This is a genomic window from Burkholderia cepacia GG4, assembly GCF_000292915.1.
GTDB lineage: Bacteria > Pseudomonadota > Gammaproteobacteria > Burkholderiales > Burkholderiaceae > Burkholderia > Burkholderia cepacia_D.
In genome coordinates this window covers 3,161,737-3,180,280 of record NC_018513.1, presented here as the reverse complement: position 1 = coordinate 3,180,280, position 18,544 = coordinate 3,161,737, and the positions used below count along the sequence as shown (strand labels likewise).

The window sequence follows — 18,544 nt, the reverse complement described above, 5'->3', positions numbered from 1 at the left end:
GGCTGTCGCGGCTTTCCGCCAAATTCTCATTATCTGGACAGTGCATTCAAATATTGGAGGCGAGTGCGTGCGCTCCTACAATCCGAAGCACATCGACAGCTTCGGACCCACGCATCGCGCGGCGCCCGACGCACACGGAGACACATTCCATGAAATTCGCCGGGCGTTTTCCTCGGTGCATCGACCGCCGCCTCGCCGCGACGCCGGACACCGTGCCGGCCTCGCGACAGCGGCTTCACCGATTCCGTTGAAGCAGCCTGTTCCATGACCAAGATGCCTGATTCCCTTGCCTTCGACGCCCGGCGCGCGACGCCGGACGATGCGCCGCTCACCGACAGCATCGGCGCGACCAGCACGCCGCTCGACCTTGCCGCGCAGCAGGCCGGCACGCAGACGCTGCTGCGCGGTCTCGCGATCCTCGAAGCGATCGCGAACGGTGCGCGCGACATGCGTGCGATCGGCGCCGCGCTCGGCACGACGCGCAGCACGACGCACCGTCTCGTCAGCAGCCTCGTGCAGGCGCGCTACCTGCGCCAGGTGCAGGGCGGCTACCTGCTCGGCCCGAAGCTGATCGAGCTCGGCACCATCGCGCTCGAACAGATGCCGCTCACGGCGGTGGCGAGGCCGCACCTCGAAGCGCTCGCGGAAGCGACGCTCGACACGATCCACCTCGGCGTACGCGACGGCGACGACGTGCTGTACATCGACAAGATTCCCGGCACGCGCGGCCTCGAGATGCGTTCGCGGGTCGGCCACCGGATGCCGCTCGCGTCGACCGGCATCGGCAAGGCGATGATGCTCGACCTCGATCCGGACCGGTGGCGCTCGCTGTTCGAGGCCGCGCGGCGTGCGCTGGCCGGCGTCAATTTCAAGCCGGACAACCGGCCCGAGACGAGCGCGTTCCTGCAGCGCATGGCGCATTACGCGGCCGGCGGCTACACGTTCGATCTCGAGGAAAACGAAGCGTCGATCCGCTGCGTGGCCGCACCGATCCGCGACGCATCGGGCGCGGTCGTCGCGGCCGTGTCGGTCGCGAGCACGATTCCGTACATGCCGCACGACCGGATGGACGAACTGATTCCGCTCGTGCAGCGCGAAGCGCGAGCCATTTCCTCGGAACTGGGCTGGAGCCCGCCGCAGGGTACCCGCAGGATCAAACGATGACCAATTCGACCCGGATCGCTCCGGATGCCAATTCCGCCGCCCCGTCGCTGATCGCGCTCGACTGGGGCACGACGTCGCTGCGCGCCTATCTGTTCGACGCGCACGGCGCGCTGATCGACACGCGCAGCCGCGCGGCGGGTGTGATGCACGTGCCGGCCGGCGGCGCGCGTGCGTTCGATGTCGTGTTCGAGGAAGCGTGCGGCGACTGGCTCGACCGTGCGCCGGGCGTGCCGGTGCTGGCCGCCGGGATGGTCGGTAGCGCGCAGGGCTGGCGCGAGGCGCCGTACGTCGCGGTGCCGGCCGGCGCGGACGCGCTCGTCGCGGGCCTCGTCACGGTGACGACGTCGCGTGGCACGACGGTGTCGATCGTGCCCGGCGTGATTGTGACGGGCGAGTTGCCCGACGTGATGCGCGGCGAAGAAACGCAGATATTCGGCGCACTCGCGAACGATCTCATGCTTGGCGCCGATCATTCAGGGGTACTGATCGGCTTGCCGGGCACCCATGCGAAGTGGGCGTGGGTGAAGGACGGGCTCATCGAGCGCTTCCAGACTTTCATGACGGGCGAGCTGTACGCCGCGCTGCGCGACCACACGATCCTCGGCCGCACGATGCGCGCGAGCGCGTCGCCCGACCGAGCGGCATTCGCGCGCGGCGTGGCGGTAGCCCGCGGCGCGCAGCGCACGGGGCTGCTGGCGACGATCTTCAGCACGCGCACGCTTGGCCTGACCGACCGGCTCGCACCCGATGCGCAGGGCGACTACCTGTCCGGCCTGCTGATCGGCCATGAGCTCAACGCGCTCGACGCGATGCTCGCGGAGCGCGGCGTCGCGCTCGCGAACCAGCCGCTGCTGCTGATCGGCGACGACGGATTGTGTGCGCGCTACGTCGACGCGCTGCGCGTGTTCGGCTGCACGCATGCGCGCGTCGTCGCACAGGCGACCGAACGCGGCATGTGGTGGATCGCGTCGCGCGCCGGACTCGTGCGCGCGGACGGCGAACCCGTCTGCGCCGACCAATGAACCGCTTGAAGAGGAACTGCCGATGTCGTCCGACCTTACGCTGCCCGCGCCGTACACGCCGCACGCCGCATTGATGCGCGCCTTCGACGCGTGCCCGCTGATCGCGATCATGCGTGGCATCACGCCCGCCGACGCGGCCGACCACGGCCATGCGCTGTATGAAGCCGGCTTCCGGATCGTCGAGGTGCCGCTCAACTCGCCCGAGCCGTTCGACAGCATCGCGGCGCTGCGTCGCGCGTTGCCGGACGACATGATCGTCGGCGCGGGCACCGTGCTGCGCGCCGAATTCGTCGATCGCGTGCAGGACGCGGGCGGCACGCTGATCGTGATGCCGCACAGCGACGCGGCCGTGATCCGCCGCGCACGTGAGCGCGGCCTCGCGAGCTCGCCGGGCGTCGTGACGCCGACCGAGGCGTTCGCGGCGCTCGCGAACGGTGCCGACGTGCTGAAGATGTTCCCGGCCGAGCAGTTCGGCGTGCCTGTCGTGAAGGCGTGGCGCGCGGTGATCGACCGCGCGGTGCCGCTGATCCCGGTCGGTGGAATCTCGCCGGACAACATGCAGCCGTTCCTCGCGGCCGGTGCCAATGGCTTCGGGCTCGGCTCGGCGCTGTACCGGCCCGGCCAGTCGGCGGACGCGACCGCGGCGAACGCGCGTGCGTTCCAGGCCGGCCTGCGCGCGGCGCGCGCCGGAGCCGCATGATGGGACGCCTCGCGGGCAAGGTCGCGATGGTGACGGGCGCGGGCCGCGGGATCGGTGCCGCGATCGCGCACGCGTTCGCGCGCGAGGGCGCGGCCGTCGCGCTCGTCGACCTCGACTTCCCGCAGGCGCAGCACACGGCCGCCGCGATCGCGCGCGACATCGACGACGCGCGCGTGCTGGCGCTGCATGCGGACGTTGCGCGGCAGGCGTCGGTGCGCGATGCGCTCGCGCAGACCGAAGCGGCGTTCGGCCGGCTCGACGTGCTGGTGAACAACGCGGGCATCAACGTGTTCGCCGATCCGCTGACGATGACGGACGACGACTGGCGCCGCTGCTTCGCGGTCGACCTCGACGGCGTGTGGCACGGCTGCCGTGCGGCGCTTCCGGGGATGGTCGAACGCGGTCGCGGCAGCATCGTGAACATCGCGTCGACGCATGCGTTCCGGATCATCCCGGGCTGCTTTCCGTACCCGGTCGCGAAGCACGGCGTGCTGGGCCTCACGCGTGCGCTCGGCATCGAATACGCGGCGCGCAACGTGCGCGTGAACGCGATCGCGCCGGGCTACATCGAGACGCAGCTCACGCGCGACTGGTGGGATGCGCAGGCCGATCCGGCCGCGGCGCGCGCCGAGACGCTCGCGCTGCAGCCGATGAAGCGGATCGGCAAGCCGGAGGAGGTCGCGATGACGGCCGTGTTCCTCGCGTCCGACGAGGCGCCGTTCATCAATGCCGCGTGCATCACCGTCGACGGCGGGCGCGCGGCGCTGTACCACGACTGACGCAACGAATCGAAAGACCGCACGTGCGACGGCCGCGCGCACGCTGCGTCGAAACCAACAAGCGGCTGCATCCTGTTCGATGAAGACAAGGAGACACTGGAGATGAAACGCAGAACGTTCGTAACGCTGGCCGCCGCGGCCGCGGTGGTGATGGGCAGCCCGGTTGCGCACGCGGCCGATCCGGTCAAGATCGGCTTCCTGGTGAAGCAGCCGGAAGAGCCGTGGTTCCAGGACGAATGGAAATTCGCCGAGATGGCCGCGAAGGACAAGGGCTTCACACTCGTGAAGATCGGTGCGCCGTCGGGCGAGAAGGTCATGAGCGCGATCGACAACCTGTCCGCGCAGAAGGCGCAGGGTTTCATCATCTGCACGCCCGACGTGAAGCTTGGGCCGGGCATCGTCGCGAAGGCGAAGTCGCACAACCTGAAGATGATGACGGTCGATGACCGCCTTGTCGACGGCGCGGGCAAGCCGATCGAAGCGGTCCCGCACATGGGGATTTCCGCCTACAACATCGGCAAGCAGGTCGGCGACGGCATCGCGGCCGAGATCAAGAAACGCGGCTGGAACATGAAGGACGTCGGCGCGATCGACATCACCTACGAGCAACTGCCGACCGCGCACGACCGCACGAGCGGCGCGACCGACGCGCTGGTCGCGGCCGGCTTGCCGAAGGCGAACGTGATCGCGGCGCCGCAGGCGAAGACCGATACCGAGAACGCATTCAACGCGGCGAACATCGCGCTCACGAAGAACCCGCAGTTCAAGCATTGGGTCGCGTACGGCCTGAACGACGAGGCCGTGCTCGGCGCGGTGCGCGCGGCCGAAGGGCGCGGCTTCAAGGCGGACAACATGATCGGCATCGGCATCGGCGGTTCCGAATCGGCGCTGAACGAGTTCAAGAAGCCGCAGCCGACGGGCTTCTACGGCACCGTGATCATCAGCCCGAAGCGCCACGGCGAGGAAACCTCCGAGCTGATGTACGCGTGGATCACGCAGGGCAAGGCACCGGCGCCGCTGACGCTGACGACGGGCATGCTCGCGACGCGCGACAACGTGTCGAAGGTGCGCGACGAGATGGGGCTCGCATCGAAGTAAGCGGCCCGCCGGCTGCCGCGGCGATGCGGCGGCCGGCGGTCGATCGATCCGGAAGTGGGGGAGACGACGTGTCAGCGGCACTGCGTTTTGACAATATCGGCAAGGTATTTCCCGGCGTGCGCGCACTCGACGGCATCTCGTTCGACGTGCACGCGGGCGAGGTACATGGCCTGATGGGCGAGAACGGCGCGGGCAAGTCGACGCTGCTGAAGATTCTCGGTGGCGAATACCAGCCCGATGCGGGCAGCGTGCTGGTCGACGGCCAGCCCGTGCATTTCTCGAGTGCGGCCGCGTCGATCGCGGCCGGCATCGCGGTGATTCACCAGGAGCTGCAGTACGTGCCCGACCTGACGGTCGCGGAGAACCTGCTGCTCGGCCGCCTGCCCAATGCGCTCGGCTGGGTGAGGAAGGGGGAGGCGAAGCGCCACGTGCGCGAGCGGCTGGCCGCGATGGGCGTCGATCTCGATCCCGACGCGAAGCTCGGGCGGCTGTCGATCGCGCAGCGGCAGATGGTCGAAATCTGCAAGGCGCTGATGCGCAACGCGCGCGTGATCGCGCTCGACGAACCGACCAGCTCGCTGTCGCATCGCGAGACCGAGGTGCTGTTCAAGCTCGTCGATGACCTGCGCGCGCAGGGCCGCGCGCTGATCTACATCTCGCACCGGATGGACGAGATCTACCGGCTGTGCGATGCCTGCACGATCTTTCGCGACGGGCGCAAGATCGCGTCGCACGCGTCGCTCGACGACGTGCCGCGCGAGCGGCTGGTCGCGGAGATGGTCGGGCGCGAGATCTCGGATATCTACCATTACGCGCCGCGCACGCTCGGCGACGTGCGGTTTTCCGCCGAAGGGGTCGACGGCGCCGCGCTGCGCGAACCCGCAAGCTTCTCGGTGCGCGCGGGCGAGATCGTCGGCTTCTTCGGGCTGGTCGGCGCGGGGCGCAGCGAACTGATGCGGCTCGTGTACGGCGCGGACCGCCGGCGCGCGGGCGTGCTCATGCTCGACGGCCGGCGCATCGACGTGAAGCGCACCGGCGACGCGATCCGCCACGGCATCGTGCTGTGCCCGGAGGATCGCAAGGAGGAAGGGATCATCGCGATGGCGTCGGTCGCGGAGAACATCAACATCAGCTGCCGCCGTCATTCGCTGCGCGCGGGGCTCTTTATCGACCGCAAGACCGAAAGCGAAACGGCCGACCGCTTCATCCAGCGGCTGAAGATCAAGACGCCGAACCGGAGGCAGAAGATCCGCTTCCTGTCGGGCGGCAACCAGCAGAAGGCGATCCTGTCGCGCTGGCTCGCGGAGCCCGACCTGAAGGTCGTGATCCTCGACGAGCCGACGCGCGGCATCGACGTCGGCGCGAAGCACGAGATCTACGACGTGATCTACCGGCTCGCGGAGCGCGGCTGCGCGATCGTGATGGTGTCGTCGGAACTGCCGGAGGTCCTCGGCGTGTCCGACCGCATCGTCGTGATGCGGGAACGGCGGATCGCGGGCGAGCTGCCGCGCGATCAGGCGAACGAGCACGCGGTGCTGAGCCTCGCGTTGCCGCAGACGAGCGCCGTCGAGGCGGCCTGACGCGGTTTTGGGTCGCCCCGAGCGACGCACGACATTCGAATCGATCACGCGCGGCGCGGGCCGCGCGATGCAGGAGCAGGAGACACAACCATGCAAGTCAGGGAAAACCTCGCCAGCGCAGCCGTGAAGCCATCGGCCGACGCGCTGGTTCCGCAGCAGAGCGACCGCCAGAAGTGGTGGCAGCACCTCACCGAATACAGCCTGATCGCGATCTTCGCGGTGATGTTCCTGACGATGTCGCTGACGGTCGATCACTTCTTCTCGATCGACAACATGCTTGGCCTCGCGCTGTCGATCTCGCAGATCGGGATGGTCGCGTGCACGATGATGTTCTGTCTGGCCTCGCGCGACTTCGACCTGTCGATCGGCTCGACCGTCGCGTTCTCGGGCGTGTTGTGCGCGATGGTGCTGAACGCGACCGACAACACCTTCGTCGCGATCGTCGCGGCGGTCGCGGCGGGTGCCGCGATCGGCTTCGTGAACGGCGCGGTGATCGCGTACCTTCGCATCAACGCGCTCATCACGACACTCGCGACCATGGAAATCGTGCGCGGGCTCGGCTTCATCGTGTCGAAGGGGCAGGCGGTCGGCGTGTCGTCGGATACGTTCATTGCGCTCGGCGGGCTCACGCTCTTCGGCGTGTCGCTGCCGATCTGGGTCACGCTGCTGTGCTTCATCGTGTTCGGCGTGCTGCTGAACCAGACGGTGTACGGCCGCAACACGCTCGCGATCGGCGGCAACCCCGAGGCGTCGCGGCTCGCCGGGATCAACGTCGAACGCACGCGCGTGGTCATCTTCCTGATCCAGGGTGCGGTGACGGCGCTCGCCGGCGTGATCCTCGCATCGCGCATCACGTCGGGCCAGCCGAACGCCGCGCAGGGCTTCGAGCTGAACGTGATCTCCGCGTGCGTGCTCGGCGGCGTGTCGCTGATGGGCGGCCGCGCGACGATCTCGGGCGTCGTGATCGGCGTGCTGATCATGGGCACCGTCGAGAACGTGATGAACCTGCTGAACATCGACGCGTTCTACCAGTACCTGGTGCGCGGCGCGATCCTGCTCGCGGCCGTGTTGCTCGACCAGTTGAAGAACCGCGGCGTACGCGACTGACCGATTCCACGGAGACGATTCGCATGACCATCGAAACTTCCGCGCAGGAGCCGCGCGCCGCGAGCGACGCGCGCTATGCGCGCTACCCGAGCCTCGCGGATCGCGCGGTGCTGATCACGGGCGGCGCGACCGGCATCGGCGCATCGTTCGTCGCGCATTTCGCGCGGCAGGGCGCGCGCGTCGCGTTCGTCGACCTCGACGCGCACGCGGGCCAGGCGCTGGCGGAAAGCCTCGCGCAGATGCCGGAGGTCCGTCACGCGCCGCTGTTCCTCCCGTGCGACCTGACCGACATCGACGCGCTGCGCCGCACGATCGACGCGATCCGCGCACGGATCGGCGCGATCGCGGTGCTCGTGAACAATGCGGCGAACGACACGCGCCATGCGATCGGCGACGTGACGCCCGCCTCGTTCGACGCGGGCATCGCGGTGAACCTGCGCCACCAGTTCTTCGCCGCGCAGGCGGTGATCGACGACATGAAGCAGCAGAGCGGCGGCGCGATCATCAATCTCGGCTCGATCAGCTGGATGCTGAAGAACGGCGGCTATCCCGTCTACGTGATGGCGAAGGCGGCCGTGCAGGGGCTCACGCGCGGCCTCGCGCGCGATCTCGGCCCGTGCGGGATTCGCGTGAACTCGCTGGTGCCCGGCTGGGTGATGACCGACAAGCAGCGCAGGCTGTGGCTCGACGACGCGGGCCGTGCGGCGATCAAGGCCGGCCAGTGCCTCGACGCCGAGCTGCTGCCGGACGATCTCGCGCGCATGGCGCTGTTTCTCGCGGCCGACGACAGCCGGATGATCACCGCGCAGGACGTGGTGGTCGACGGCGGCTGGGCCTGACTGACTGTTCGCGTTCGCGCGAAGCCGCGCGACGACCCGTATCGTTTCATCGACGAAGGAAAGGAGCTCACCATGACCGCCACGTCCTCGCGCGCGTCGTCCACGAGCCAGTCGCGCCGCGCGCGCCTGGCCGCCGCCGCGCAGCCGGTCAGCGCCGGCCCGCAAACCGCGGCGTTCGCACAGGGCATCGGCGCCGCGCATGCGGCGGCCGTCACGCTGTCGAACGCGTCGCTGCGGCTCGACGTGCTGCCGCACCTGGGCGGCGGCATCGCGCGCTTCGACTGGCGCGGCGACCACGGCGCGCTGCAGCCGGTGTTCCGCCGCTGCGAGCACCCGGAAACGGCGACGGACCCGAACGAGCTCGCGTGCTATCCGCTGCTGCCTTACTCGAACCGGATCGGCAATGGCCGCTTCGAATGCGACGGGCGCAGCGTCGCGGTGCCGCGCAACCGCCGCGACGAACCGCTGCCGATCCACGGCGACGGCTGGCTCGCGCCGTGGCAGGTGGACGACGCGACCGACACGACGCTGCAGCTGTCGCTCGATCGCGCGAGCGGCGCGCCGCATGCGTTCCGCGCGATCCAGTCGTTCGCGCTCGACGACGCGACGCTGTCGATCGCGCTGACGATCGAGAACGCGGGGCGCGCGCGGCTTCCGTTCGGGCTCGGCGTGCATCCGTTCCTGGTGCGCGACGACGCGACCGAGCTGGCCGCGGCCGCCGGCGGGTTGTGGCTGTCGGGCGCCGATTTCCTGCCGGTGCGGCATGTGAGCGTGCCGCCGGCCTGGCAGTTCGGCGTCGCGTATCCGTTGCCGGCGACGCTCGTCAATCATGCATTCACCGGCTGGGGCGGCCATGCGACGGTGAGCTGGCCGCGCCGCGGGCTGTCGCTGACGGTCGCGGCCGACGCCGACGCGTACGTGCTCTATACGCCGCCCGGCGAGGCGTTCTTCTGTTTCGAGCCGGTCGATCATCCGATCAATGCGGTGAACCTGCCGGGCGGCGCGGCCGCGCACGGGATGACGCTGCTCGCGCCGGGCGAGCGGCTCACGCGGCGTTTCGCGTTCACCGTCGAGCGGGCCGATGCGCGCGTCGATGCGGCCGCGCGCGAGGGACGCCGGCGACGCGGGTAAAATACGCGGTCTACCAACGGTTTGCCGCGAGAACCCGCCATGTCTTCCCCGCTTACTTTCATCGAATCGCTGCGCGCCGCGTGGCAGCGCACGAATTCGCTGCTGTGCGTCGGCCTCGATCCCGAGCCGTCGCGTTTTCCCGTGCAGTTCGACGGCCAGCCCGACGCGATCTTCGAATTCTGCCGGCAGATCGTCGACGCGACCGCGCAGTATGCGAGCGCCTTCAAGCCGCAGATCGCGTACTTCGCCGCGCATCGCGCGGAAGATCAGCTCGAACGCCTGATCGCGCACATCCACCTCCAGCATCCGGGCCTGCCCGTGATCCTCGACGCGAAGCGCGGCGACATCGGCAGCACCGCCGAGCAGTACGCGCGCGAAGCGTTCGAGCGCTATCGCGCGGACGCGGTCACCGTGAACCCGTACATGGGCTACGACTCGGTCGAGCCGTACTTCGAGCATGACGGCAAGGGCGTGATCGTGCTGTGCCGCACGTCGAACCCGGGCGGCTCGGACCTGCAGTTCCTCGACACCAACGGCCGGCCGCTGTACCAGGTCGTCGCGGATCTCGCGGCGAACAAGTGGAACGCGAAGAACGGCCAGCTCGGCCTCGTGGTCGGCGCGACCTTCCCGAACGAAATCGAGATCGTGCGCGGGATCGTCGGCGACATGCCGCTGCTGATTCCCGGCATCGGCGCGCAGGGCGGCGACGTGCAGGCGACCGTCAACGCGGGCCGCACGGCTGACGGCACCGGGATGATGATCAACTCGTCGCGCGCGATCCTGTACGCGAGCAACGGCGAGGATTTCGCCGAAGCCGCGGCGCTCGCCGCGCAGAAGACGCGCGATACGATCAACGCGCATCGCTGACATACCGGCCGCCCGTCAGGGTGGCCGCTCGCCGTGCCCGCGCTCGCGGGCCGCGCGCCTTCCTCGCGTGTTTGCCGCCCTGGCGCACGCGAACAACTTCCCGTCGCTTCCGTACCGCATGTCGGCAATTTGGTCGCGCGATGCTCCCGTTTGTCATCGATCCGTAACCAAAATGTCAAGAAAGGGAGCGACGCCATGCCCAAGCTGTCCCGACGTCTTTTGAGCGCGCTTGCCGCGTCGTTGTGCATGACGTTCGCCCACGCGGCGGACCTGTCGCACTGGCCGGCGGACAGCGCGAAGGCGCTGAACGCGATGATCGCCGAGCACGCGCATCGCGGCGATTACGCGGTGTTCGACGCCGACAACACGACCTATCGCTACGACCTCGAGGAATCGCTGCTGCCGTATCTCGAGAACCACGGCGTGCTCACGCGCGACTCGCTCGACCCGTCGCTGAAGCTGATCCCGTTCAAGGATTCCGCCGACTACAAGGAATCGCTGACGAGCTACTACTACCGGCTCTGCGAGATCGACGACCTGGTCTGCTACCCGTGGATCGCGCAGGCGTTTGCGGGGCTGTCGCTCGCGGACCTGAAGCGCCACGTCGACGCGATGCTCGCCGACGGCAAGCCGGTGCCGATCCGCTACTGGCAGGGCGACAAGGTCGTCGACGGCACGGCGAACCCGCCGCGCTTCTTCCGCGGGATGCAGGAGCTGTACAACGCGCTGCGCGAGAACGGGATCGAGGTCTACGTGATGACGGCCGCGCACGAGGAGCTCGCGCGGCTCGTGCTGGCCGATCCGAAATACGGCTACAACGTGAAGCCGCAGAACGTGATCGGCGTGACGACGCTGCTGCGCAACCCGGCGACGGGCGCGCTGACCACGTCACGGCTGCAGATCAAGGCCGGCAAGTACGACGAGGCCGCGAACCGCGAGCTCGTGATCACGCCGTTCCTGATGAACCCGATGACGTGGTACGAAGGCAAGCTCGGCTCGATCGCCGGCTGGATCGACCAGTGGAAGAAGCCGGTGCTCGTCGCGGGCGACACGCCGAAATCCGACGGCTACATGCTGCTGAACGCGACCGACGTCGCGCGCGGCGGCGTGCGCGTGTGGGTGAACAAGAAGGACAAGCAGATGGCGCAGATCCGCGCGTGGTCGGACGAATCGGCCGCGCAGCAGAAGGCGCTCGGCCTGCCGGTCACGGCGGACAAGAACTGGATCGTCGTGAAGCCCGACGCGATCCAGTAAGCGGCCAGGGGCGCTGGCCGCCCCCGCCGTGGCCGCGGCGGATCAGCCTTCGCGCTCGTCGAGCAGCTTCAGCAGCCCGCGCAGCGCATGTGCGGCCGCCTGCGTGCGGATCTGCTCGCGGTCGCCCTTGAACACGAGTGTCTCGACGTCGGTATGCAACCGGTTGCTCCACCCGAACGACACGGTGCCGACCGGCTTCTTCTCGCTGCCGCCTGCCGGGCCGGCGATGCCGGTGACGGACAGCGCGACCTGCGCGCGGCTGTTGCGCAGCGCGCCTTCAGCCATCGCGCGCGCGACCGGTTCGCTGACGGCGCCGTGTTTGTCGATCAGGTCGGGCGGCACGCCGATCATCTCGGTCTTGGCCTGGTTCGAATAGGTGACGAAGCCGCGCTCGAACCACTGGCTGCTGCCGGAGATGTCGGTGATCGCGGCGGCGATCATGCCGCCCGTGCAGGATTCGGCGGTGGCGAGCGACAGGTGCTCGTCACGCAGCTTGTTGCCTGCGCGGATCGCAAGCTGGTGGACGACGGAATCGGTTGGCATGCGCGTCGGGAAACGGGAGTCGGGAAATCGGTCAGCCGATGACGGAGCGCCACAGGGCGATCACGAGCAGCGTCATGAACGCGGCGATCAGGTCGTCGACCATGATGCCGAGCCCGCCTTTCACGCGGCGGTCGAAATAGCGGATCGGCGGCGGCTTGAGCATGTCGAAGCAGCGGAACACGACGAAGGCCCACAGCTGGCCGACGAAGGTCGCCGGCGTGACGAAAAGCATCACGAGCCAGATCGCGACGATTTCGTCCCAGACGACGGGGCCCGGATCGGTCGTGCCCATCCTGCGCGCGGTGAAACCGGTGATCCACGTGCCGGCGACGAACCCGACCGCGATCAGCGCCCACCATTGCGGCACCGTCAGATAGCGGTTGAGCACGACGAACGTCAGCCAGCCGAACAGCGAGCCGAACGTGCCGGGCATGAACGGCGCGAGCCCGCTGCCGAAGCCGAGCGACACGATGTGCGCCGGGTGCGACAGCATGAAGCGCACAGTGACGCGCGGCGGCGTGTTGCGGGCGGCGTCGGGCGCGGCCGCGGGTTGCGCGGGCGTCGGGTCAGTCTGCATGGAAGTGGTCGAAACCGTGCAACGTGAGGGTCAGGGGCGCGCCGGCGGCATCGCGCCACGCGATCGCGGGCTGCTCCGCCGGCGAGGACAACGCGCGTATTGTACCGATTCGCGTGACCGGTACGCCGGCGCTTGCGCCGGCTGCCTCGACCGCCGCGCGGGCCGCGACCGGCGCGGTGAAGCACAGCTCGTAGTCGTCGCCGCCAGCCAGCGTGCAGCGGCGCTGCACGTCGGCCGGCAGCGTCGCGAGCGCCGCGGAGCGCGGCACCGCGTCGGCGTCGATGTCGGCGCGCACGTTCGAGCGCGTCAGGATGTGCTGCAGGTCGCCGGCAAGACCGTCGGAAAGGTCGAGCGCCGCGTGCGCGACGCCGGCAAGCGCCAGGCCGAGCGCGATGCGCGGTTCGGGCCGCTCGAGTGCGCGCCGGAACGCGGCCGCTTCGACCGCGCCGGCCGCCCATTCGCCGCGCGCGACGCCGAGGCCCGCGCGTGCGTCGCCGAGCGTGCCGGACACCCACACGTCGTCCCCGTCGCGCGCGGCATCGCGTCGCAGCGCCGCATCCGGCGCGACTTCGCCGAACACGGTCACGCACAGGTTCAGCGGCCCGCTCGTCGTGTCGCCGCCGATCAGTTCGCAGCCGAACCGCTCGGCGAGCGCGAACAGACCGTTGCTGAATGCCTCGAGCCACGCCGAGTCGGCGCGCGGCAACGCGCACGCGAGCGTGAACGCGCGCGGCTCTGCGCCCATCGCCGCGAGGTCCGACAGGTTGACCGCGAGTGTCTTGTGGCCGAGCGCGTCGGGCGCTACATCGGGGAAGAAGTGGCGGCCCTCCACCAGCATGTCCGTCGAAATGGCCAGCAATTTCCCGGATCGGGGCGTGATCAGCGCGCAATCGTCGCCGATGCCGAGCGTCGACGCGCGGGCGCCCTGCGCGGCACGGCGCGTGAAGAAGCGTTCGATCAGCGAAAACTCGGAAAGGGCGGCTGGCACGGCGGGTAATCCGAAACGATTGAAGGAACGGCATTGTACGAGGCGAACGGCGGCGTTCCTGCACCGTTCGGTACATTTTTGTCGCGGCTGTTGCACCCGAATCGCCGGTCTGACGGCCTTCGATTGGCGCTACAATGCCGTCGAACAGTCATTCTAATCCGCCCGTCACGAGACACATGTCGACCCAAGCCTCCTCCAAAGCCAAGCTCCGCGAAGCCGCCCTCGACTATCACGAATTCCCGACGCCGGGGAAGATCGCGATCGCGCCGACCAAGCAGATGATCAACCAGCGCGACCTCGCGCTCGCGTATTCGCCGGGTGTCGCGTATGCGTGCGAGGAGATCGTCGAGAATCCGCTGAACGCCGCGCGCTTTACCGCGCGCAGCAACCTGGTCGGCGTCGTCACGAACGGCACGGCAGTGCTCGGTCTCGGCAACATCGGGCCGCTGGCGTCGAAGCCGGTGATGGAAGGCAAGGCGGTACTGTTCAAGAAGTTTGCCGGCATCGACGTGTTCGACATCGAACTGAACGAATCGGACCCGCACAAGCTGGTCGACGTGATCGCCGCGCTGGAGCCGACCTTCGGCGGGATCAACCTGGAAGACATCAAGGCGCCCGACTGCTTCATCGTCGAGCGCGAGTGCCGCAAGCGGATGAAGATTCCGGTGTTCCACGACGACCAGCACGGCACCGCGATCGTCGTGGCTGCAGCCGTCACGAACGGGCTGAAGGTCGTCAACAAGGACATCAAGAAGGTCAAGCTCGTCGCCTCCGGCGCGGGTGCGGCCGCGCTCGCGTGTCTCGACCTGCTGGTCGACATCGGCCTGCCGCTCGAGAACATCACGGTGACCGACCTGGCCGGCGTGGTCTACAAGGGCCGCACCGAGCTGATGGATCCGGACAAGGAGCGTTTCGCCCGCGAAACGGAAGCCCGGACGCTGGCCGAAGTGATCGACGGCGCGGACATCTTCCTCGGCCTGTCGGCTGCCGGCGTGCTGAAGCCGGAAATGGTGAAGGGCATGGCCGAGCGCCCGCTGATCCTCGCGCTCGCGAACCCGACGCCGGAAATCCTGCCGGAAGCGGCGCTCGAAGTGCGCCCCGACGCGATCCTCGCGACCGGCCGCACCGACTACCCGAACCAGGTCAACAACGTCCTGTGCTTCCCGTTCATCTTCCGCGGCGCGCTCGACGTCGGCGCGACGACGATCACGCGTGAAATGGAGATCGCGGCCGTCAACGCGATCGCCGAGCTCGCGCAGCACGAGCAGAGCGACATCGTCGCGACTGCATACGGCATTCAGGACCTGTCGTTCGGGCCCGAATACCTGATCCCGAAGCCGTTCGATCCGCGCCTGATCGTGAAGATCGCGCCGGCCGTCGCGCAGGCCGCGATGGACGGCGGCGTCGCGACGCGCCCGATCGAGGACATGGAGGCGTACCGCGTCCATCTGCAGCAGTTCGTGTATCACAGCGGCACGACGATGAAGCCGATCTTCCAGATCGCGCGCGCCGCGCCGGAAGAGAAGAAGCGTGTTGTGTTCGCGGAAGGCGAAGAAGAGCGCGTGTTGCGTGCCGTTCAGATCATCGTCGACGAGAAACTGGCCAAGCCGATCCTGATCGGCCGCCCGTCGGTGATCGAGCACCGTATCCAGCGCTACGGCCTGCGCCTGAATCCGGGCGTCGACTTCACGGTCGTCAACACCGAGCACGACGAGCGCTATCGCGATTTCTGGCAGACGTACTACAAACTGATGGCGCGCAAGGGCATCAGCGAGCAGCTCGCGCGCGTCGAGATGCGCCGCCGCACGACGCTGATCGGCGCGATGCTGGTGAAGAAGGGCGAAGCGGACGGGATGATCTGCGGCACGATCAGCACCACGCACCGCCACCTGCACTTCATCGACCAGGTGATCGGCAAGCGCGACGGCTGCAGCGTGTACGCGGCGATGAACGGCCTCGTGCTGCCGGGCCGCCAGATCTTCCTCGTCGACACGCACGTGAACGTCGATCCGACCCCGGAGCAACTGGCCGAGATCACGATCATGGCGGCGGAAGAAGTGCGCCGCTTCGGCATCGAGCCGAAGGTCGCGCTGCTGTCGCACTCGAACTTCGGCACGAGCAACGCGCCTTCGGCGAAGAAGATGCGCGATACGCTCGCGATCCTGCAAGAACGTGCGCCGGAACTGAAGGTGGACGGCGAAATGCACGGCGACGTCGCGCTCGACGCGGCGCTGCGCAGGGAAATCCTGCCGGAATCGACGCTGGAAGGCGAAGCGAACCTGCTGATCCTGCCGAACATCGATGCCGCGAACATCGCGTACAACCTGCTGAAGACGGCCGCCGGCAACAACATCGCGATCGGGCCGATCCTGCTGGGCGCGGCCCAGCCGGTGCACGTGCTGACCGAATCGGCGACCGTTCGCCGCATCGTCAACATGGCGGCGCTGCTGGTCGCCGACGTGAACGCCACGCGCTGAGCGAAACGAACGCGCCGCGCCGGTCGAACCGGCACGGCGCGGCGGGCGAAATTGTAATCAAAAGCAAAAAGAGGCGTGCCCGCAATGGGCACGCCGTCGGGCAGGGCGCAAACGCGCTTCCCATAAGCAACAGCAGCATCTCTCCACTCCGGGTAACGAGCGTGGCAAGGAGGCAGGGTCTTGCCATGCGAGAGATGCCGCACGCATTTTAGCTTGTGTAAGATAAATGTAGTCTTATTTCGGTAAAAAATGCGCGATTCCGTGCGGCGCTGGCCTTTCGGTTCCCAAACGAACATTGATTCGCGCGGACAATAGCGCTACGCTAACGCCTTTGTTGGTCGTCAACTACTTGATTTAACAGCGGGAACCCTGGTTCATGGCACGCAAGTGGCTCCGCAACGGCGCGCTCGCGTCCGTCTTCGCGATGTTCGCGATGGGTATCGTCGGCACGCCGACGGGCAGTCTGGTTTCCGCCGCTTACGCACGGCAGGCCGCTTCGGCCGACCTGGCCGTCGGCGGGGTCGATACGATCCCGACCGCCCGTCTGCCGCGCGAGGCCGTGACCACGCTTGGCCTGATCGGCGCCGGTGGCCCCTATCCGTACGAGAAGGACGGCGTCGTATTCGGCAACCGCGAGCGGATCCTGCCGAAGGCGAAGCGCGGCTACTACCACGAGTACACGGTGCCGACGCCACGCGCACGCAATCGCGGCGCGCGCCGGATCGTGTGTGGCGGGCCGTTGCGCCGGATCGACAACTGTTATTACACGGACGACCACTACAACAGTTTTAAACGTATTGTTGAATGACTTCGGGATGAACGGCATGAGCGACTCCATCTACGCGCACGATACGGCGGCGGCGGAACTGTTCGCGGCCGGCGACGGCAATCTGTTTCAGCGCGTGATCCAACTTCACGCGGCGGCACAGGCCGGCGGCGCGCCGGAGCAACAGGAAGCCGACGGGCTTTCATCGAACGAGGAGCCTATGAGCCTTTTCACGACCGTGCGACCCAATCTCGTGCAGTCGATCCGCGCGTTCCGCGTGCAGGATCTTGCCGACGAAGCCGGCCGGCTCGGCCAGCATTTCCTGTACGCGTACTGCGGCGCCGCGCAGTCGAAGCAGGAAGTGATGGAGACGATCGCGACGTCGTTCCTGTTTCCGAAGCATTTCGGGAAAAACTACGACGCGCTGTACGACTGCCTGACCGACCTCGTCGCGAAGGCCGGCGCGCAGCCCGGTTTCGTGATCGTCCTCGAAGGGCTGCCGATCGCGCAGAAATTCGACAAGGAAGGGCGCGAGACGCTGCTCGACGTGTTCCGCGAAGCCGCCGAGTTCTGGGCCGAGCGCAAGGTCGCGTTCCGCGTGTTCTACTCGTTCGCGTAAGCGCGATTCCGTCGGCCGCCCGAGCGCGGCCGATCCGCCGAAAGGCCCGCGTCGAGCGGGCTTTTTTGCGTCCGCGCGATGCGGACCGGCCGGCGCGGCACGTCGCGCGCCGACCCCCACTTTTCATCTGACCCGTTTTTTCGAGACAATTCCGGTCGGCCCGGCTGCGGCAGCCGTCGCGTCGGGTACGTATTGCACCGCGGCCGGGTGGCGTGCGGGCCGGGACGTGCCGTGCCACCTCGTGGCACGGCACGTCGACCTCATCACCAGCCGCCCCAGCGCGCCGCGAGCGCCGCAAGCACGGCCGCGCCGGCCGTCTCGGTGCGCAGCACGCGCGGCCCAAGCGACAGCGCGGTGAACCCGCATGCACGGGCCGCGTTTTCTTCGTCCGGCGACAGCCCGCCTTCGGGCCCGATCAGCAGCGTGACGGCCGCTGCGGGCGGCGCGTCGGGCAGCGACGCGAACGGGATGCTCGCGCGCGGCGACAGCAGCAGCCTCAACTCGCCGTCGGCCGGCGCCGCCGGCAGCGTATCGAGCCACGCGCCGAAGCCGCGTACCGCCGCGACGTCGGGCACGCGGTTGCGCCCGCACTGCTCGCACGACGCGCGCACGACGCCGCGCCAGTGCGCGACGCGCTTGTCCGCGCGCTCGCCCGACAATTTCACGACGCCGCGTGCGGTCGACAGCGGCACGACCGCCGCGACGCCGAGTTCGACGGCCTTCTCGATCACCCAGTCCATCTTGTCGCCGCCGGCGATGCCTTGTGCGAGCGTCACGCGGTAGGGTGGCTCGGCCTCGGCCGGATCGAACGCTTCGATCTGCGCGAGGGCGCTGCGCTTGTCGATCTCGACGAGCCGCGCGCGGTACTGGCCGCCGCTGCCGTCGAACAGCGCGAGCGCGTCGCCGGGCTGCAGCCGCAGCACCTGCGCGTGACGCGCGACGTCGGCCGGCAAGGCGAGCGTCGCATCGGCGCGCAGCGCCGCTTCGACGAAAAAGCGCGGCACGGCCGCGGTGGTGGTGGCTTCACTCATGT

At 68.4% G+C, this 18,544-nt stretch carries 18 protein-coding genes; 14 read left to right on the top strand and 4 right to left on the bottom strand.

All coding sequences use genetic code 11. The features are described 5' to 3' along the window. Window positions 1-264 precede the first annotated feature (264 nt). The 11 genes from GEM_RS14445 to GEM_RS14395 all read left to right on the top strand — a co-directional run bounded on the left by GEM_RS14445 (window position 265) and on the right by GEM_RS14395 (window position 11,541). Complete coding sequence (locus GEM_RS14445; RefSeq protein ID WP_014898132.1) at window positions 265-1,164, top strand: IclR family transcriptional regulator; 900 nt, start codon at window positions 265-267, stop codon at window positions 1,162-1,164. Beyond that, window positions 1,161-2,186, top strand: coding sequence for a 2-dehydro-3-deoxygalactonokinase (locus tag GEM_RS14440; RefSeq protein WP_014898131.1), 1,026 nt, complete (start codon window positions 1,161-1,163; stop codon window positions 2,184-2,186). The genes GEM_RS14445 and GEM_RS14440 overlap by 4 nt, the downstream gene beginning before the upstream one ends. Before the next feature lie 22 nt (window positions 2,187-2,208). Then, a complete protein-coding gene (locus GEM_RS14435; RefSeq protein WP_014898130.1) occupies window positions 2,209-2,886 on the top strand; it encodes a 2-dehydro-3-deoxy-6-phosphogalactonate aldolase in 678 nt (225 codons plus the stop codon). After that, the gene (locus GEM_RS14430) at window positions 2,886-3,665 is read left to right on the top strand and encodes an SDR family oxidoreductase (protein ID WP_014898129.1); all 780 of its coding nucleotides are present in this window, start codon (window positions 2,886-2,888) and stop codon (window positions 3,663-3,665) included. Before GEM_RS14435 ends, GEM_RS14430 begins: the two co-directional genes overlap by 1 nt. Before the next feature lie 102 nt (window positions 3,666-3,767). After that, on the top strand, window positions 3,768-4,763 hold the full coding sequence (locus tag GEM_RS14425; protein ID WP_014898128.1) for an arabinose ABC transporter substrate-binding protein: 996 nt from the start codon (window positions 3,768-3,770) through the stop codon (window positions 4,761-4,763). A 68-nt stretch (window positions 4,764-4,831) separates the two neighbouring features. Further along, window positions 4,832-6,343, top strand: coding sequence for an L-arabinose ABC transporter ATP-binding protein AraG (gene araG, locus GEM_RS14420; RefSeq protein ID WP_014898127.1), 1,512 nt, complete (start codon window positions 4,832-4,834; stop codon window positions 6,341-6,343). A 90-nt stretch (window positions 6,344-6,433) separates the two neighbouring features. Further along, window positions 6,434-7,450 carry an L-arabinose ABC transporter permease AraH gene (gene araH, locus GEM_RS14415; RefSeq protein ID WP_014898126.1) on the top strand — a complete coding sequence of 339 codons (1,017 nt, stop codon included), beginning with the start codon at window positions 6,434-6,436 and terminating at the stop codon, window positions 7,448-7,450. 23 nt (window positions 7,451-7,473) lie between these two features. Then, window positions 7,474-8,289, top strand: a complete 816-nt coding sequence (locus GEM_RS14410; protein ID WP_014898125.1) for an SDR family NAD(P)-dependent oxidoreductase — start codon at window positions 7,474-7,476, stop codon at window positions 8,287-8,289. Window positions 8,290-8,361: 72 nt separating this feature from the next. Then, a complete protein-coding gene (locus GEM_RS14405) occupies window positions 8,362-9,420 on the top strand; it encodes an aldose 1-epimerase (protein WP_014898124.1) in 1,059 nt (352 codons plus the stop codon). 39 nt (window positions 9,421-9,459) lie between these two features. Next, entirely contained in the window at window positions 9,460-10,287 is an 828-nt protein-coding gene (gene pyrF, locus GEM_RS14400) for an orotidine-5'-phosphate decarboxylase (protein WP_014898123.1), read from the top strand. A gap of 195 nt (window positions 10,288-10,482) precedes the next feature. Continuing rightward, window positions 10,483-11,541 carry a hypothetical protein gene (locus tag GEM_RS14395; protein WP_014898122.1) on the top strand — a complete coding sequence of 353 codons (1,059 nt, stop codon included), beginning with the start codon at window positions 10,483-10,485 and terminating at the stop codon, window positions 11,539-11,541. A gap of 42 nt (window positions 11,542-11,583) precedes the next feature. Here the strand turns inward: GEM_RS14395 and GEM_RS14390 are convergent, their stop codons facing one another. From GEM_RS14390 to thiL, 3 genes are read right to left on the bottom strand one after another with little or no spacing between them, the layout of a single operon-like run. Further along, entirely contained in the window at window positions 11,584-12,084 is a 501-nt protein-coding gene (locus GEM_RS14390; RefSeq protein ID WP_014898121.1) for a CinA family protein, read from the bottom strand. A gap of 31 nt (window positions 12,085-12,115) precedes the next feature. Beyond that, the gene (locus GEM_RS14385) at window positions 12,116-12,661 is read right to left on the bottom strand and encodes a phosphatidylglycerophosphatase A (protein ID WP_014898120.1); all 546 of its coding nucleotides are present in this window, start codon (window positions 12,659-12,661) and stop codon (window positions 12,116-12,118) included. Then, entirely contained in the window at window positions 12,651-13,649 is a 999-nt protein-coding gene (thiL, locus tag GEM_RS14380; RefSeq protein ID WP_014898119.1) for a thiamine-phosphate kinase, read from the bottom strand. Before thiL ends, GEM_RS14385 begins: the two co-directional genes overlap by 11 nt. A gap of 134 nt (window positions 13,650-13,783) precedes the next feature. Here thiL and GEM_RS14375 point away from each other — a divergent pair, with 134 nt between their 5' ends. From GEM_RS14375 to GEM_RS14365, 3 genes are all read left to right on the top strand, one after another. Beyond that, the gene (locus GEM_RS14375; RefSeq protein WP_041490558.1) at window positions 13,784-16,126 is read left to right on the top strand and encodes an NADP-dependent malic enzyme; all 2,343 of its coding nucleotides are present in this window, start codon (window positions 13,784-13,786) and stop codon (window positions 16,124-16,126) included. Window positions 16,127-16,502: 376 nt separating this feature from the next. Continuing rightward, window positions 16,503-16,934, top strand: a complete 432-nt coding sequence (locus tag GEM_RS14370) for a ribonuclease (protein WP_014898117.1) — start codon at window positions 16,503-16,505, stop codon at window positions 16,932-16,934. 16 nt (window positions 16,935-16,950) lie between these two features. Beyond that, the gene (locus tag GEM_RS14365) at window positions 16,951-17,511 is read left to right on the top strand and encodes a barstar family protein (protein WP_014898116.1); all 561 of its coding nucleotides are present in this window, start codon (window positions 16,951-16,953) and stop codon (window positions 17,509-17,511) included. A 263-nt stretch (window positions 17,512-17,774) separates the two neighbouring features. Here the strand turns inward: GEM_RS14365 and GEM_RS14360 are convergent, their stop codons facing one another. Next, on the bottom strand, window positions 17,775-18,542 hold the full coding sequence (locus GEM_RS14360; protein ID WP_014898115.1) for a 16S rRNA (uracil(1498)-N(3))-methyltransferase: 768 nt from the start codon (window positions 18,540-18,542) through the stop codon (window positions 17,775-17,777). Between the last annotated feature and the right edge of the window lie 2 nt (window positions 18,543-18,544).